The 17392-nt window shown below is 62.9% G+C and carries 13 protein-coding genes and 1 pseudogene; 7 read left to right on the top strand and 7 right to left on the bottom strand.

The window, feature by feature from the left end; genetic code table 11:
- Positions 1-88 precede the first annotated feature (88 nt).
- From B0G76_RS17065 to B0G76_RS17085, 5 genes are all read right to left on the bottom strand, one after another.
- Complete coding sequence (locus B0G76_RS17065; RefSeq protein ID WP_120293643.1) at positions 89-379, bottom strand: H-NS family nucleoid-associated regulatory protein; 291 nt, start codon at positions 377-379, stop codon at positions 89-91.
- Positions 380-535: 156 nt separating this feature from the next.
- A complete protein-coding gene (locus B0G76_RS17070) occupies positions 536-1735 on the bottom strand; it encodes a serine hydrolase (RefSeq protein WP_120293644.1) in 1200 nt (399 codons plus the stop codon).
- 94 nt (positions 1736-1829) lie between these two features.
- Positions 1830-2033 carry a hypothetical protein gene (locus B0G76_RS17075; protein WP_120293645.1) on the bottom strand — a complete coding sequence of 68 codons (204 nt, stop codon included), beginning with the start codon at positions 2031-2033 and terminating at the stop codon, positions 1830-1832.
- 510 nt (positions 2034-2543) lie between these two features.
- Positions 2544-2804, bottom strand: coding sequence for a hypothetical protein (locus B0G76_RS17080; protein WP_120293646.1), 261 nt, complete (start codon positions 2802-2804; stop codon positions 2544-2546).
- Positions 2805-2891: 87 nt separating this feature from the next.
- The gene (locus B0G76_RS17085) at positions 2892-4367 is read right to left on the bottom strand and encodes a sigma-54-dependent Fis family transcriptional regulator (RefSeq protein WP_120293647.1); all 1476 of its coding nucleotides are present in this window, start codon (positions 4365-4367) and stop codon (positions 2892-2894) included.
- Positions 4368-4679: 312 nt separating this feature from the next.
- Between B0G76_RS17085 and B0G76_RS17090 the strand changes: the two are divergent.
- Positions 4680-6081 (top strand): annotated as a pseudogene (locus B0G76_RS17090) (GntP family permease).
- Between the two features lie 22 nt (positions 6082-6103).
- Here the strand turns inward: B0G76_RS17090 and B0G76_RS17095 are convergent.
- Both B0G76_RS17095 and B0G76_RS44565 read right to left on the bottom strand, forming a co-directional pair.
- Positions 6104-8563, bottom strand: a complete 2460-nt coding sequence (locus tag B0G76_RS17095) for an ATP-binding protein (protein ID WP_310793938.1) — start codon at positions 8561-8563, stop codon at positions 6104-6106.
- Between the two features lie 60 nt (positions 8564-8623).
- On the bottom strand, positions 8624-9709 hold the full coding sequence (locus B0G76_RS44565) for a hypothetical protein (RefSeq protein WP_310793939.1): 1086 nt from the start codon (positions 9707-9709) through the stop codon (positions 8624-8626).
- Positions 9710-10007: 298 nt separating this feature from the next.
- Between B0G76_RS44565 and B0G76_RS17100 the strand changes: the two genes are divergently transcribed.
- The 6 genes from B0G76_RS17100 to B0G76_RS17125 all read left to right on the top strand — a co-directional run bounded on the left by B0G76_RS17100 (position 10008) and on the right by B0G76_RS17125 (position 17385).
- Positions 10008-11684 (top strand): PAS domain-containing methyl-accepting chemotaxis protein, encoded by a 1677-nt coding sequence (locus B0G76_RS17100; protein WP_120293648.1) that lies wholly within the window; start codon positions 10008-10010, stop codon positions 11682-11684.
- Between the two features lie 484 nt (positions 11685-12168).
- Entirely contained in the window at positions 12169-12420 is a 252-nt protein-coding gene (locus B0G76_RS17105) for a hypothetical protein (RefSeq protein WP_007178686.1), read from the top strand.
- Positions 12421-12762: 342 nt separating this feature from the next.
- Positions 12763-13758 (top strand): DedA family protein/thiosulfate sulfurtransferase GlpE, encoded by a 996-nt coding sequence (locus tag B0G76_RS17110; protein ID WP_120293649.1) that lies wholly within the window; start codon positions 12763-12765, stop codon positions 13756-13758.
- Positions 13759-13850: 92 nt separating this feature from the next.
- Entirely contained in the window at positions 13851-15566 is a 1716-nt protein-coding gene (locus tag B0G76_RS17115) for an FAD-dependent oxidoreductase (RefSeq protein ID WP_120293650.1), read from the top strand.
- Positions 15567-15792: 226 nt separating this feature from the next.
- On the top strand, positions 15793-16071 hold the full coding sequence (locus tag B0G76_RS17120) for a hypothetical protein (protein WP_120293651.1): 279 nt from the start codon (positions 15793-15795) through the stop codon (positions 16069-16071).
- A gap of 90 nt (positions 16072-16161) precedes the next feature.
- Complete coding sequence (locus B0G76_RS17125) at positions 16162-17385, top strand: winged helix-turn-helix domain-containing protein (protein WP_120296467.1); 1224 nt, start codon at positions 16162-16164, stop codon at positions 17383-17385.
- Positions 17386-17392 lie beyond the last annotated feature (7 nt).

Below are 17392 nucleotides of genomic sequence, written 5' to 3' on the forward strand. Positions count from 1 at the left end.
CGGTGCGAGAAAAACCTGACGCAACTTCACTTCAGAACAATTCGGCGCGTAGCGAGCGCAAGCGCCATGGTCGAAACGAGAAACGACTTCAGACTTCAATCAGAAAGCGTTCGCGATTCTTGCCCGCGAGCCAGCCGGGCGAGCGGCCACGGCCGCTCCACGTCTCGCCGGTTTTCGGGTTGCGGTACTTGGCTACCGAAGCCGTTTTGCGTGCCGTCGCACGCTTGCTCGTGAAACCCAGCTCTTCGGCTGTCAGGTCGTATTCGGCGACCTTCTGCTTGATCTCGGCGATCGCCTGCGCGATTTCTTTTTCGCGCGCCACCGCGACTTCCTTGTGGAGCTTTTCGAGCTGGGCAGTCAATTGTTTGTACGAAGGCATGACGGGTACTCCGATCGATTTGACGAACTGTGGTGCGGACGCCCCGGAGGTAGTCCCTTTTGGGGACACTATCAGACGAATAATGCGCCGGAAAGGGCGGCCTGCGCAGGTGATTCGCACAGGATGGCTCGCGACTAACCGCCGTGGTCCATGCATTCAATCGTCAATTGCATCGTACACGCGGCGTTCGAAATCGACCGACATAGGGAAGGGTTCGACAGCACGCCGCTGAATCAGCATGAGACCGATCAGGTCTTCCACCGGATCGGCGAACCATGTCGTGCCATACGCACCCGGCCAGCCGAACGAACCTATCGAGCGATAGCCGAGCGGCAGCTGCTGCGCGGGATCGTCGACGACGGACAAACCGAGGCCAAAGCCCTGGCCCGCCCACATCACATGACCGAACGCCGGCACGCGGCGCTGGTCACGGGTCAGAAAATTCGAGCGCATCAAATCGACCGAGCGATGCGACAGCAACCGTATCGAACCGACGCGCCCACGCCCTAACAGCAGTTGTGCGAACTGCAGATAGTCCTGCGCCGTCGAGACAAGGCCGCCGCCACCGCTCTGGAAGCGGTCGGAATTCGCCCAGCGGCTCGCCGACGGATGGTCTTCGACCACACGCCGCCGCGTGCCCGGCTCAACGCCATACGCCGTCGCCAAACGCGTAAGCTGCGAGTCGGGCACCGAGAACGCCGTGTCGCGCATGCCGAGCGGCTCAAATATCCGTGTCCGGAAGAAGTCGCCGAGCCGCATGCCGCTGACGCGCTCGATCAGCACGCCCAGGACATCGGTCGCGATGCCGTAGTGCCAGCGCGAACCGGGCTGAAACATCAGCGGCAAGCTGGCGATCCGCTTCAACCACGCGTTGGCATCGCCACGCGCTTCGATTCCGTTGAAGGCGGCCGCGTAGGCCTCGGCCAACGGACCGGTGGCCGTAAAGTGATAGGCGTAGCCGGCGCGATGCGTCAGCAGATCGAGCACGGTCAGCGGCGTTCGGGCCGGGTCGGTTTCGTCGAGCGGGCCGCCGGGGTCGCGTAGCACGGAAGGCGACGCCAGCTCCGGCAGCCAGAGCGAGATCGGTGTGTCGAGCGCGAGCCGGTCCTCTTCGATAAGCATCAGGATCGCCGCACTCGTCACCGGCTTGGTCATCGAGGCGATACGAAACAGCGTGTCGCGCTCCATGGGCAGTTGGGCGGCCTCGTCGCACCAGCCGAGCGGTTCGAAATAGCCAATTTCACCGCGCCGCCAGATCAGCGAAACGACGCCCGGCACCTCGCCGCGCTCCACATAGCCTTGCATGGCGTTTGTGAGCGCCGTCAGCCGGGCGGCCGAAAGTCGTGCAGGTTGCATGCTCCTCCTGATCTATAGGCGTTACGTTCCCTAATTTTTGCAGAGAACGTTACCCGATCAGACGGTACACGTCACCCTTCACTCCGGCGGACGGTCATGCTTTTCGCCGCGCCTCCAATGCCGATAGGGCTGCGTCGAGCCGTTTGACGCGGCTCGCCTGGGCCGGCACCAGTGCCGCCCCGGACACCGAAGCGATGCGGTTGCGCCAATAGGACAGTGGGATACGGTCTTCAGCGGAAATATGCGAGATTACATGTTCAAGATGTACGATATCTTTTTCGAGTTGATGGTGATTCATTGCTTTCCCTGGAATTACTCATTGAGTTCGTATAAAAAGCATAAAACGTGCCGTAATTACACAATCCAGTCCACTCAAACGGAAAATCTTTCTTAAACCGTTAATCCAACCCGCCGCACCCCCGGCAAAATCTGCGTATATTTTTTTATCTTTGAGTCGGCCAGGTGACGATACTGCGAAGGATCTTCGCGTTCCGTTAGGTGCCGCACTGACCTGAATTAATGGAAAAACCGAAGTGTTTTGTTATCGGTGCAAACAGTGTGATTAATAGTCTCGAATCAGCTCAATAAAAATCCAATGCGCATCATAGCCGTTTCGACGATGTGCATTAGTGACAGATATTTATGACGGTCATATGCATTTTGCACGACATCAGTTTGTCGCATGACCGGGTTTGGGTCGCTCAAACAGAATCGGCGCTGAGCGGGAGATGCCCGCCGTCAAGCAGGGCGGCGGGATAAAGGAAGGAAATTTTCAATTCGATTACGCCAGCCATTGGCCGGCATAACGTCATTTCGCGCGGCAGGCGTATATCAGACTGAGCGTGCCGTTGTCGCTGGACTGGCGCACGACGTCGAAAGTGCCGCCGCAAGCCGCACTTGCCTGTTGCGAGCAGGAGTCGGAGCCTGCCGGACATTGAACCAGCGTAGTCGGGCGGCCGTCCGATAGAAACAGCGGCGCGCTACTGCTGCAACCGCTCAGCACGGCGGCTGCGGGAAGCGCCAGCGCGGCACAGGTAAGGCGCGCGAAAGAGAAGAGACTGCGTTTCATTTGAAACCCCGATCACATCTTGTTTTTCGATCACGCGATTGTGCCACGCGGCAATTGCACTGCGTCATTCGATCTCGCCGGACTTTGTCACACTTCGATGCCGTATGCCGCGATCTTTTTGTAGAGCGTCGCGCGGCCCATGCCAATCTGCACGGCCGTCTCGATCACGCGACCGCCGTTGGCCCGCAAGGCGTCGCAAAGGTAGCGCTTTTCAAACGCGGCCATGGCGTCGCTCCACGACATCGCCTCGGACGGCGCTGAGGCCGCTGAGGCCGCGCCTGAAGTGTGCGCTTGAGAAACGATGGAACCATGCGGACGATGCCCGCTATGCGCCGAACCAATGAACGGCGCCAGCGCACGCGCATCGATTCGCTCGCTGTCCGCGAGCATCACCGCCCGCTCCAGCGTGTTGCGCAGTTCGCGCACATTGCCGGGCCACGCATACGAACACAGCAGCCGCAACGCGTCGTCCTGCAATTCGAGGTGACTGGCGCCGCGCGCTTGCGTCGACAGGTCTTCGAGCATGGCGTAGGCCAGCGCTTCGATATCGGACGAACGCTCGCGCAGTGCCGGCGCCTGGATCGTCAACACGTTCAGCCGATAGAACAGATCCGCGCGGAAACGCCCTGCCGCGACCAGCGCCGGCAAATCGGCCGAGGTCGCGGCGATGATCCGCACGTCCGCGCGAACGATCCGGTTCGAGCCGAGCGGTTCGAACTCCTTGTCCTGAAGCACGCGCAACAGCTTGCCCTGCAGAGGCAACGGCATATCACCGATTTCGTCGAGAAACAGCGTACCGCCGTTCGCGAGTTCGAACTTGCCGACACGTCCCTTGCGGTCGGCGCCGGTATAAGCGCCAGGCGCGGCGCCGAAGAATTCGACTTCGAGCAAGGTGTCCGGAATCGCCGCGACGTTGACGGTCACGAGCGGCTGATTCGCCCGCGCCGACCCGCCATGAATCGCGTGCGCCAGCAGTTCCTTGCCGGTGCCGGTTTCGCCGAGCAACAGCACCGGCGACTCGAGTTGTGCGGCGCGGCGGGCCTGGCGCTTCACTTCGAGACTGGCCGCGCTCGTGCCGACAAAACTGCCGAACGTGTACTTCGCCCGTCTTGCCTGCGCGAGCGATTGACGCGTCGCGATCAACTCTTCCTGCACGCGCGAATAGTGGGAAAAAAGCGGCGTCAGCGCCTTCAACTCGTCGAACAACGCGAAACCCACCGCGCCGACCGTTTCGCCCGCATCGTCTTTCAGCGGCAGCCGCGTCACAACGAGCGGCTCGCGGTCCGTTTCGAGGATATCGAGCAGAATCGGTTTGCCGGTCTTCACGACCTCGCGCATCAGGCTGTTGGGAATCACCTCCTCGCAATCCCTGCCAATGGCCTGCTGCGGGTCCGAAAAACCGAAACGCGCCGCATAGCGTTTGTTGATCCAGACGACGCGCGCCTCGGCGTCGACGATAAACGTGCCTTCGCTGAAGTTTTCGAACGTACGGAAAAGCGAATCCATCGCCCGGCGAAGTACGTCGCCGTAGGTGGCAGGAAGGCCCGCCCAGTCGTTCATCATGGTGTCGCTGTCTCCGGCTATCGTCTTATTTATGCTTGTCTCATTTCGTAGACAGCTTATCTCATCACCGAGATCGCCAGCAAGCTCGCCCCATAAGGGTTTAACCTCAATTGAGCCTATGTTCAGCTGATTTGCGTCCCGTTTTTGAGACGTTTGGGTACAATCGGCCGCATCACGTTTCGAGCTTCGGCCTGTGAAATCAACGGGCAGGCCGCTTGAGCGCACGTGGCATGGAATCTGCATTTGCGGGCGCCGGGCCGTCGCACTCATCGAGACGGCGTACACGTAGAACAACCAAGTTTCGGAGACTCAATGTCCTTTGTTATCGTCCTCGCCGCCCTGGCGTTTCTGATGTTTGCCGCGTATCGCGGCTACAGCGTCATTCTGTTCGCGCCGATCGCCGCCCTTGGCGCGGTGCTGCTGACCGATCCGGGCGCCGTCGCGCCGGTGTTCTCCGGCATTTTCATGGAGAAGATGGTCGGCTTCGTGAAGCTTTACTTCCCCGTGTTTCTGCTGGGCGCCGTGTTCGGTAAGGTCATCGAGCTGTCCGGTTTCTCGGAGTCGATCGTGGCCGCGGCCATCCGCTATATCGGCCGCTCGCGCGCCAATGCGGTGATCGTCGCGGTGTGCGCACTGCTCACCTATGGCGGCGTCTCGCTGTTCGTGGTGGTGTTCGCGGTGTATCCGTTCGCGGCCGAGTTGTACCGCCAGAGCAATATTCCGAAACGCCTGATGCCTGGCGCGATCGCGCTCGGCGCGTTCTCGTTCACGATGGATTCACTGCCGGGCACGCCGCAGATCCAGAACATCATCCCGACCACTTTCTTCAAGACCACCTCGTGGGCCGCACCCGCGCTCGGCGTGATCGGCTCGCTGTTCATCATCGTGGTCGGACTCACGTATCTGGAATGGCGCCGCCGCGCGGCGATGGCGACCGGCGAAGGTTACGGCACGAATCTCGTCAACGAGCCGGAACGCGTCGAATCGAAGCAACTGCCGCATCCGTTGCTGGCGGTCGCGCCGCTCGTGCTGGTCGGCGTGGCGAACTTCCTGCTGACCCGCTGGATTCCGAACTGGTACGGCGCTACGTACACCGTCGCACCGGACATCCTGCCGGGCATTCATGCACCGGTGACGACGACGATCAAAAGCGTCGTCGCGATCTGGGCCGTCGAAGGCGCGTTGCTGCTCGGTATCGTGATGGTCGTGGTGACGGCGTTCGGCCGCGTGCGTGAACGCTTTGCGGTCGGCACCAAGGCCGCGGTGGCGGGCGCGCTGCTGGCTTCGTTGAATACGGCGTCGGAGTATGGCTTTGGCGGCGTGATCGCGGCTTTGCCGGGCTTTCTGGTAGTCAGCGATGCACTGAAGAGCATTCCGAATCCGCTCGTCAATGCGGCTGTTTCGGTCAGCTCGCTGGCGGGTATCACGGGTTCGGCGTCGGGTGGTATGAGCATCGCGCTCGCGGCCATGTCCGATACGTTCATCAAGGGCGCGGAAGCGGCGCATATCCCGATGGAAGTGTTGCACCGGGTCGTCGCCATGGCGAGCGGCGGCATGGACACGCTGCCGCATAACGGCGCGGTGATCACGCTGCTGGCGGTGACGGGTTTGACGCACCGTCAGTCGTACCGCGATATTTTTTGCGGTGACGGTGATCAAGACGCTGGCGGTTTTCTTTGTGATCTCGGTGTATTACGTGACGGGGCTGGTTTAATTTTTATCGCTGGCAGCGCGACTCAATGCATCGATTCTTCGTCCAGTCCGAAGTGATCGCATACCGCTTCATGCAGCGAGATCGCGCGCTCGTCCATCTCCGTCGTCCAACGCTCGCTGTTCTCGCATAGCCGCTGCAGTTCGCGGCATTGCTGCGCGAACTGCCGCTCCTGGACGACGAGGAATCCGCCCCCGGCGCTATGCGCCCAGCCGGCCAATGCATCCTTGTCTTCCTGGTCGACAATCGCCAGCAGCCTCGGCAAATCGTCTTGCAGGTGCTCCTTGAGCATCGCCATGTAACGCGTCTTGTCGTCCGCGTTGAGCGCAGCGGCGGGGTCGATGGTTGCGCTGGCAATAGGCGTGGCCGAGACCGCTGGACCTGCCTGTGTCTGCGTCTGCTTCTGCGCGCCTGATGTTGTCGCCGCTGCCCCCGCCCCTGCCACCGCCGCTGGCGGCAACCCCGCCGACACCACCGCGAGCAACGCCGCCTCCAGTTCACCCAGCGAGGCCGGCTTCGCGACATAACCGGTAAAGCCGCGCTCGCGCCAGCCTTCCTGCTGCTGGCCGTCCGTGACCGCGCTAAAGGCCAGCACCGGCAAATCCTCGTGCGCTTTGCGCAATGCCACCAGCAACGCATATCCATCCATGACCGGCATGTGGATATCGCTCAGTACAACGTCGAAGCACCCCTGTTCGAATGCCACCAACGCTTGCCGCCCGTCGCCCGCGATCGTCGGCACGCAACCGAGTGCATCGAGTTGCTCCACGATCAAGGTCTGGATCAACGGGTTATCTTCGGCAACCAGAACTGTCAGGCCCTGCAACGCCGGATTGACCGCAGGCTGTGGCGCCACGGCGGCGTCGCCAGGCAGCGCTGCAACACTGTCCGCGCCACCGCCACCCTCTGCCGCCATATCAACTGCCGACAAAATCGCCGTGCGGCTGAATTCACTGGCTTCAAGCACCCCCTCGCCGCGCACGGTCGGGCGATGCGGTCCGGTGCGCGTGATCCACACCACACCGACAGCCTGCACCGCGCGCAACGCCGCAATGGCCTCGAGGCTGTATTCGCCGCTCACCGCCATCACCTCTGGCCGGTTCACGCGCAACCATGCCTCTGCGCCGCGCAGGGGGGTCAACGTATGCACCGCCCAACCCGCGCGACGGAACCAGCGCTCGAGTATCTGCCCCGACTCGCGCTCCTGACACAGCACCAGCGCATTGCCACGACGTGCGGGTTCGACAGCCGGCGCACGCAACTCATCAGGCGGTGGCGCAAGCGGTATCGAGACGCTAAACGCACTCCCCACGCCAAGCACGCTCTCGACCGAAATATGCCCGCCCATCAGTTCGCACAGCCGCGCACAGATCGACAGACCGAGTCCGGTGCCGCCATAACGGCTCGACGTGCTCGTCTCGCCCTGTTCGAACGGATTGAAGATGCGCGCGACCAGCGTCTGATCCATGCCGATCCCTGAATCGCAGACCCGAAACGTCAGCACCGGGCGGCCTTGCAGATCGTCCTGCACTTCCCCGTTCAGCGTGATCTTGCCGCACGAGGTGAATTTGAACGCATTGCTCAGCAGGTTGTTGACGATCTGCGCGATGCGCGTGCGGTCGCCGCGCAGCAACTGGTCAAGCGTCGGTGACAGATGCGAATAAAAACGGATCGCGCGATCCGCTGTCATCGACGCGTAGGAGAGCGCGATGTTTTCGAAGTCGTCGATCGGACGGAACGATTCGCTCGTGAGCCTCATCTCGCCGGCGTCGATCTTCGAAAAGTCGAGAATGTCGTTGACGATGCGGCGCAACGCGTCGGCCGCCACGCCCAGCGTGGTAAGGCGCTGTGCATGGGCTTCGAGCCCGGGCGTGCGCGCGAATAGTTCGAGATTGCCCAGCAGCGCATTCAACGGCGTGCGGATTTCGTGGCTCATCGACGCGAAGAAATTGGAGCGTGCCCGCATCATGGTTTCCGAACTCTGCTGCGCGAGCCGCAGGTGCTGTTCAAGCGCATGCCGCGCGGTTACATCGAGAATCGCGCAGAACAGCACGTCCTCATTGGCATAACGCGCCGGTGCGTAGGTGAATTGCAGAAACTGGGCGGGCACCGCGTCGCTCTCGTCGGGTTGCGGCTGCGGCAACGGCTGAGGCACTTGTTGCATCGCCGGTTGTGTCGCCGTTGGCGATGAATACGCGTGCGACTGAACGGGCTGCGCCCGCGCGACAAACGCGGCGACTTTCGCAAACGCCGTCGCCGACGGCTTGTCCGGCGCCTGCGCCGAAAACTCGCCGACCATGTGCGCCGGCAAGCGGCTGCTGTCCGGTTCGATATGCAGCAGCTGGCCGGCCAGCGCATTGGCCGTGATGATCGAGTAGTCGCCCTGACGAACGATGCACAAGCCGATCGGCGTCGCGCTCACCAGAATGTGATTGATGGTCTCGCTTTCCAGCGCGCGCGACGTTTCCGCAAAGGAGGCGTGCAACAGGCGCAGCCCCTAAAACCGCGCCGTCAGGACGATCACCAGCAGAATCAGCAGCGTGAGTCACGCGAGCGCCGCCAGCTCCCAGCCGAGCGCGGCAATCAGCGCGCGCCACGAGATATAGCCAACCAGCGTGCCGAAGCCCGGCATGAGCGGCTCGCTGAGAATCATGCCGTCACGGGTGTAGCGATACGCACCGGGTGACGAATGCGCGAGAACGTCCTGCAACCTCTTCGCCGTCTGTCCGTCCACGGGTGGCGACGATACGATCACGCGACGGTCGACCGTCAGCAGCAGCAACGTGCCCTCGCTAGTGGGTCGGGCGAGGTAAGCCGCAAGCGCATCGACCGGAATACTCATGGTGATCAGCGTGGCCGGTGTATCGCCGATGTAGTGCGCTGCGACCGCCGAAATCACCGGTACGCCCTGCAATGGGTCGAGATACGGACCGAGCCAGAGGCGCTCGCCCTTACCCGGCACACGCTTGCCGGTTTGCGTTTCCAATTCGTGTTCGAGGGTCTCGCGCAAGGTGCTCACAACCGCCGGTTGCAGCGGCGGCGTTGGCGCGTCTGCGGCACCCGTCTGCGCTTGAGCGAGCGACGGCAAAATCGCGGCATAGTCCTCGTTCAGTCCGAGCAGCATCGAGCGCTGACGCAGTTCGAAGGCCTGCTGGGTCATCAGCGTGGACTGCGCGGCCTCGTACAGGCGCCATAGTTTCGCGCCGAATGCGGGCCCCCAGGCCTTGCGCGTCGCGTCGCCCACCAGCACGTCGAATTGCGCAGTGACCCGCTCGACCGTGCCCCGCGCGATGCCGCTCAGCAGGACCGATTGCTCGACGTTTTCCGGCACACGCAGGACGTTTTGGGTCTCGCCATAGAAGTCGAGTGTAAATTCCGCGCGCCGTAGAAACGACTCTTCCCGGTGCAGGAGCAGCGAGATATCAGTGGCGTTCTGGGCGGCGAAGGCACGCCGGTAATCCAGTTGCTTATCCGCGGCCAGCACCGCCAGGACCAGCGCAAAGACCACCACGATCAGCATCAGCGACCCGATCGTCACGAGATACAGGCGCTGTTGACGCTTCGCGCTTTGCGCGAGCGAAGCGAACGCGTGGGCCAGCGACTCCTGAGTACGGTCGAGGATCTTCTGCATCGGCTCGCTTGATTAGCGGATTCACGCAGGCAGACCGCCGCGGGCGTGGAAGAGACGAGATGCGTCTGCAGGCCTTGTCCGGTGCAGTGTAACGCTTTTGAAGGCCCCGCGAAACGCATCCGGCACTCATTCCGCCGGCGACGCAGTGCGCATGAAAACAACCCTGTGATAACGGCCCATCGCGACATAAACCTGAGTGGTTTACCAGGAAACCCTAAAGGATGCGGGGTTAATGCCGTTATTCCTTGCATAAATGTAAGGACCGCGCGGACGCGCGTCCGCACCAGCAAGGAACGCCATGCGCAACAACCGGCCTGCCACCGAGCAAGAGTACGAATTCGCTTCGTCACAGATGCTTGTTTCCGCGACCGACCTCACCGGCCGCATCCAGTATTGCAATCCGGCCTTCATCGCCGTCTCGGGCTACACGCGCGAAGAACTGATCGGCCAGCCGCACAACCTGATCCGTCATCCCGACATGCCGCGTGAAGCCTTCGCCGACATGTGGACAACGATCCGCGACGGTCGCCCGTGGACCGCGCTCGTCAAGAACCGGCGCAAGAACGGCGACCATTACTGGGTACATGCGAATGTCACGCCGGTCGTCGAGAAAGGCGCGATAGTGGGCTATTTGAGCGTGCGCGTGAAACCCGCACGCGAGACGGTGCGCGCCGCCGATGCGTTGTACGCGCGAATCCGCACTGGCGAGTCGCGGGCGTTCAAACTGCATCGCGGCGTGGTGGTGCGCACGGGCATGCTCGGTCGCGTGCAAGCACTGATGCGTCTGCCCGTCGCGACGCGTGCGGCGGTCGGCTATGCGATCACGCCGTTGGCTTTGCTGCTGACCGGGCTCGCTGCATGGCAAGGCGCGCCGCCGGTGCCGTTCTGGATTGCATTCGGCGTCACCGCCGCATTCAGCCTACTATCCTGGCGGATGCTGACGCGGCAACTCGGCAAACCGATTCGCGACATGTCCGGCTTCGCGACCCGCCTCGCCGCAGGCGACCTGACCGCCGATCTAATGATCGCGCGTCATGACGATCTCGGCGACGTGCTGCAAGCATTGAATCAACTGAAAGCCAATCTTGCGGCGATCGTTTATGACGTGCGCGCGCAAATTACCGGCATGCTCGACAACGCGCGTGAAATCTCCAGCGGCAATGTCGACCTCGCGCGTCGCACCGAATTGCAGGCGGCGTCGCTCGAAGAAACGGCGGCCACCATGGAGGAACTGACCACCACCGTGCAGGCCAACGCCGACGCCAGCGTGCGCGCGCTCGATCTCGCGAAGGACGCGCAAGCGGCGGCAGCCGTCGGCGGCAAGATCGCGGGCCAGGTCGAGCAGACCATGGCCGGCATCACGGCGGCGTCGAAGCGCATTGCGGACATCACGGGCGTGATCGACGGCATCGCTTTCCAGACCAACATCCTGGCGCTGAATGCCGCCGTCGAAGCGGCGCGCGCGGGCGAAGCGGGCCGCTCGTTCGCGGTCGTCGCGGGCGAAGTACGGATGCTGGCGCAACGGTGCGCGGCGTCGTCGAAGGAGATCAAATCGGTGGTCGAGGCGAGTGCCACCGAAGTGGCGCTCGGCACGGAACTGGTTGCACGCACGACCTCGCAGATGCGCGTGATCGATGAAGCGGTGAGCCGCGTGTCGTCGATCATTGTCGAAGTGGCGAATGCAAGCAGCGAGCAGGCGGAAGGGATTCGCCAGGTCAATCAGGCGGTCTCGCATCTCGACGGCGCCACGCAGCAGAACGCGGCACTGGTCGAGCAGGCGGCAGCCACGGCGCAACGTCTCGCGGAACAGGCCGACGTGCTGGACGAAGCGGTGCGCCTTTTCACCGTCGCCGATGCCACGCCCGCACGGCGCACGACGCAGCCACCGCAGCAGAAAGCCACGCACAAAACGCAGGCGCATCCCGCGCGCGCGTCAGCGCACGAAGTCGGGCAGGAAGAATTGACATTAATCTGATAGATCGGCGTTACTCCCACCTCGACAGCCCACAATTGACGCATCAGGATGCAAACGTCAGCGCCCAATTGGTTGCACGGGCAGGCTGACCCGAGTAACAACGGCGTTTAGCAGCCCGTCCCTTCAAGGACGGGCTATTTTTTTGCCGCTTTTTTTTTGCTGCCTGTTACTCACGTTGCGCGCGCCCCTAACCGACGCGCGCGTCAGCGCCATGACAGCCGGGGAGAAGCGCTGCACCGCCACGGGGCACGAAAAATGAGGCCGTCGTGGCGGGGAGTCGCGTTAAACTGGCTATCCCAGTCGGACGTCACGGCTCGCATTGCCCTGCGGGCCTTGCCACCTATTGGCCAGGACAGCGCGGCGCGGCGCCCGGCAAGCAAATAGGTGGACGGGCAGATTCGCGAGATGTGAGCGGGGCGCGACAGACGGCGCGCCGGCCTGCCCGTACAATGGTTCTATCAACAACGGAACAAGGACAACCTCGATGCGCACTACCGGGTCCTCCGGGTCAATGGCCCTGCTCACCGAATACGACGACGCAACGGCGCGCGAACTCCGCTCGCTGCGCCTCGAATCGACAGAAGACGGCAAAGGCATTCTTCTGATCGAGGTCGATGAGCGCAAGCCAGGCATCCACCGCGAAGTGCGCTACGAAATCACGCCTGCCGAACTGATTGCGGCGATTCGCGCGCATGGCGCGGAGTTGCCGGGCGAACAGCACAATCACCGCCAGTAAAGCTGCCGTGCGCGGCATAGCGCTCACGCGCAAATGCTGTACGCGGCCTCTGCATCGCCAGTTTGAGTCGACAACCTATTGCGGAATAACGCCCTACGGACGTCCGTAGAGCGTTATTCGCCACTCGTTTGTCGCGAAAGCTTTATCATTTCCCTTTGTTCCATTTGCGCCTCTACTCCGCGCTTTTGGCCCGCCAGGCATGCCGCGGTCGTGCTTTTAACTTCTGAATAGCGGGTCGGTTTTCCGGGCGTTTGCACGTCTTGAAAATGCGTCCATAATCCTTACATACTCCGTTGCTTTCCCTACCTGCGCCGCGCTCGAAAGGGCTGCGGATGTAAGCCGATGCTACATGATCTCGTCGAGCAATATGGCCCGGCGCTCGTCTTCGCCAACGTGCTGGCCGCCTCGATCGGGCTGCCGGTGCCGGCGATGCCGTCGCTCGTGCTGTTCGGGGCGATGGCAGCCATGCATCCCGGGTCAGTGGGCACGCAGCTGATGCCGGTCCTGGTGTTGTCGATATTCGCCACACTGATCGGCGACAGCGCCTGGTATCTCGCCGGCCGTATTTACGGCGGCAACACGCTGAAAACGATCTGCCGTCTTTCGCTGTCACGCGACACCTGCGTAAAAAAGACCGAACGCTTTTTCGGCCGGTGGGGCGTGCGCGTGCTGGCCGTGGCGAAGTTCGTGCCGGGCCTGTCGATCGTGTCGATTCCGATGGCCGGCGCCATGGGTGCCCGCTACCGCACGTTTCTCACTTACGACAGCATCGGCGCCGCCTTGTGGTCGGGTACCGGTTTGATCATCGGCGCGCTGTTCGCGCGGCAGATCGACATGCTGTTCGCGATCGCCGGACGCCTTGGCCGCACCGCCGCGCTGGTGGCCGTCGCGTTGCTGTTGCTGTATGCGGCGTATCGCTGGATTCGCCGGCGCCAGCTGATTTCCAAGCTCGCGACCCAGCGAATCGAAGTCGACGAGCTGGCGGCGCTGGTCGCGGCCGGCAAAGCGCCGGTGATGTTCGACATCCGCTCGCAGGAAAAACGCGCGCTCGATCCGTTTGTGATTCCGGGCTCGCAATTCGCCGACGAGCGGCAACTCGACGAGATCGTTGCAACGTACCCGCACGATCAGAAGGTAGTGATTTACTGTTCATGCCCAAATGAAATATCCGCGGCATGGATGGCCAAACAGATGAACGAAGCCGGCTTCGCCGACGTGCTGCCGCTACGCGGCGGCATGGAAGCCTGGCGCGATTCGGGCAAAGCGGTGGACTCGCTGCCCGGCACGCCGCCGCCCGAGGTAGCGGTCGACGACGATATCGCGCCGAAGGCCGTGTAGCGCAGCAGCGCATTCACATCGGCGCCCTCGCGCGCCCGCGCCGCTTCGCCCTCGTGTCGATCAATCAGGATGAACACCGAAGGAGCGGTTCAATGCTGTCGACTCAAGAAGCAGAAGGGCAACAACAAACCGTCGTCGCCGACGCGCCGTTTTCGTCGCTCTCGACGCGTATGCATCAGATGTTCCCCGAACTCACGTGCGCGGAAATCGATCGTCTGCGCCGGTTCGGCGAGATGGGCCACTGGGAAGCGGGTGAACTGCTGTTCGAGACCGGCTACACCGGCCCGGGCATGTTCGTGATATTGAATGGGCGCGTGAAGATTTATCAGCGCGATGGCATCGGGCGCGAAGTCCTGATTGCTGAGCACGGTGCCAAACATTTTCTCGCCGAAGTCGGTCAGTTGTCCGGGCGGCCCGCGCTGGTCAACGGCATGGCCCTCAGCCCGGTCGACGCGTTATTGATTCCGCCGGAAAAGCTGCGCGCGCTGATTGTCGCCGAGGCCGAACTGGGCGAGCGCATCATGCGCGCGCTGATTTTGCGGCGCGTATCGCTGATCGAGAAAGGCGCGGGCGGCCCGATTCTGATCGGCAACAGCAGCGACGCCCGGCTCGTTATGTTGCAAGGCTTCCTGTCACGCAACGGTCATCCTCACTCGGTCATCGACGAACGCGATGAAGACGCGCTGCGTCTGATCGAGCAATTCGCCGCGCAGAAAGAAGACATGCCGCTGGTGATCTGTCCGGACGGCTCGGTGCTGCGCCATCCGAGCATGCCGGAGCTCGCCACCTGCCTCGGCCTGCTGCCCGATCTCGACGATTCGCATGTGTACGACGTCGCGATCGTCGGCGCGGGACCGGCCGGCCTTGCTACGGCCGTGTATGCGGCCTCCGAAGGCCTCTCGGTGATCGTGCTCGACAGCCGCGCGCCAGGGGGTCAGGCGGGCGCCAGTTCGCGGATCGAAAACTATCTCGGCTTTCCGACCGGCATCTCCGGTCAGGCGCTGGCGGGCCGTGCGTTCGTGCAGGCGCAGAAATTCGGCGCGCATGTCGCGATTCCGGTCCATGTGAAGGCCTTGCAGTGCGCGGAATCGCCGTATCGGCTGGATCTCAAGTGCGGCGGCCAGATCACCTCCCGCACCATCGTGATCGCGAGCGGCGCGGTCTACCGGCGCCCGGCGATCGAAGGGCTGGACCGCTTCGACGGGCGCGGCGTCTACTACTGGGCGTCGCCGGTCGAGGCCAAGCTGTGCAAGCGCCAGGAGATCGTGCTCGTGGGCGGCGGCAATTCAGCGGGCCAGGCAATCGTCTATCTGGCGACGCACGCTGCCAAGGTCCATGTGTTGATCCGCCGAAGCGGTTTTGAAGCCACCATGTCGCGCTATCTGATCGACCGGATCCGCTCGCTGCCGAACGTAGTCGTGCATCCGCATTCGGAAATCGGCGGGCTCGAGGCGGATGAAATCGGACTGGCATCGGTCGCGCTGAAAAAACCGCTGCCGGACGGCACCCGGAGCTTCGATACGCGGCATCTGTTCCTTTTCACCGGCGCGGATCCGAATACCGACTGGCTGCGCACCTGCGGCGTGCAGCTCGACGAGAAGGGCTTCGTGCTGACTGGCACCAGCGTGGACGGCTCGTCCGTCTGCGATCTCGCTACGACTGTCGAGGGCGTGTATGCAATCGGCGACGCCCGCGCCGGGTCGACGAAACGCGTCGCGGCGGCGGTCGGAGAAGGCGCGGCGGTGGTCGCGCAAATCCATCAACTGCTGGCGGTATCGGCAGGGGAAGCGGTCGCTTTGGGGGCTTGAAGGCGGCGGCGTCCGGCCCAGTCGTGCGTTCGGCCGCCGTCCGCGCGGCGTGCCGGGCGTCGGCTCGCTCCGCCGTCCCGCCACCCTCACGTCACCGCAAAGACCGCCGGGTAATCTGCTGTTACACACGCCTTCAACTGGTTTCACCTGCCTTGCTTTCTGTTTCGTAATATATCGTCAGCCATTCGACAGTGAATGGCTGACCCTTTCGGAACTGGAGACAAGCATGATCCAACGCGCGATCGTTTTCGCCGCCTTCGGCCTTGCCGCCGCCTGCGCGTCGACCTCTGCCTCGGCCCGGGTGGACGTCGGCGTGTTCGTCAACACGCCCGGTCTCATGTACGCCCCGCCGCCCGTGGTTTATGTGCCGCCACCGGTTGTTTATGCGCCTGTGCAACCCGCGTATGGCTACGGATATCGTGGCGATTACTACCGCGGATATCGCGAACGCCACGACCATGGCCGGCACCGCGGCTGGGACAAGCACCACAAGCACGACTGGTGAAGCTAAAGTAGCGGATGCTGATCCAGGCCTGGCCTCGGGTCCGCGCCCATTGCCGCCACTCACTGCCTCAAACCCTTGATCGACGCCCGCGTGAAGACTCTTCCGCTATCCGCCGCGCGCACCCTGCATCTGGCCGCGCAAGGTTTGCTGACGCCGCCGCGCCGCAAGGCCGTCAAAGCCGACGTGCTCGACGCGATCCGCCGCATGGCGCAATTGCAGATCGACACGATCCACGTCGTCGCGCGCAGTCCGTATCTGGTGCTGTTCAGCCGGCTTGGCGCATATCCGCAGCAATGGCTCGACGAGCATCTCGCCGAAGGCAAGCTGTTCGAATACTGGTCGCATGAAGCCTGTTTCGTCCTGACCGAAGACTACGGCCTGCTGCGTCACCGCATGCTCGACCCGAGCGGCATGGGGTGGAAATACGCGGCCGAGTGGCACAAGAAGCATCGCAAGGAAATCGACAAACTGCTCGCGCATATCCGTGCGACGGGTCCCGTGCGTTCAGCGGACTTCGCCCGCGAGGCGGGCACGAGCAACGGCTGGTGGGACTGGAAGCCGGAAAAGCGCCACCTGGAAGTCCTGTTCGCGATCGGGCAATTGATGGTGGCCGAGCGGCGCAATTTTCATCGTGTCTACGATCTGACCGAGCGCGTGCTACCGGACTGGGACGACGCGCGCGACCTGCAGCCGCGCGAAGCCGTTGCCGAAGAGGCGTTGCGCCGGACCTGCCGCGCGCTTGGCGTTGTGCGCGCCGATTGGGTCGCCGATTACTACCGGCTGCCGCGCCGCCCCTATCGCGACGATCTGCGTGCGCTCGCCGATCAGGGCGAGCTGATCCCGGTGCAGGTGGAGGGCTGGAAGCAGGACACCTTCGTCCGTCACGATTTCGCTCCGATGATCGACGACGCAGCGACCGGCAAGCTCGTTTCAACCGTCACTACGGTACTGTCGCCGTTCGATCCAGTGGTGTGGGACCGCAAGCGCGCCGCCGCGCTTTTCGACTTCGACTATGCGATCGAATGCTATACACCGGCTGCGAAGCGCAAATACGGCTACTTCGTGTTGCCGCTTTTGAGCCGGGGGCGCCTGGTGGGTCGCGTGGATGCGAAAGCGCATCGGACCAGCGGCGTGTTCGAACTGAAATCGCTGCACATCGAACCCGGTGTGCGGCTCAGCGCAAGGCTTGCAGGCGATCTGCGCCGCGCCCTGCAGCGCTGTGCGGACTGGCACGGCACGCCGCAACTGGAAATCGCATCTGCGCCGCCGGAGTGGCTTGAGGCGTTGAGCGTAGACAGCCGAATGGAAGCGTGACCGCGCG

The sequence above is a fragment of the Paraburkholderia sp. BL23I1N1 genome, from assembly GCF_003610295.1.
GTDB lineage: Bacteria > Pseudomonadota > Gammaproteobacteria > Burkholderiales > Burkholderiaceae > Paraburkholderia.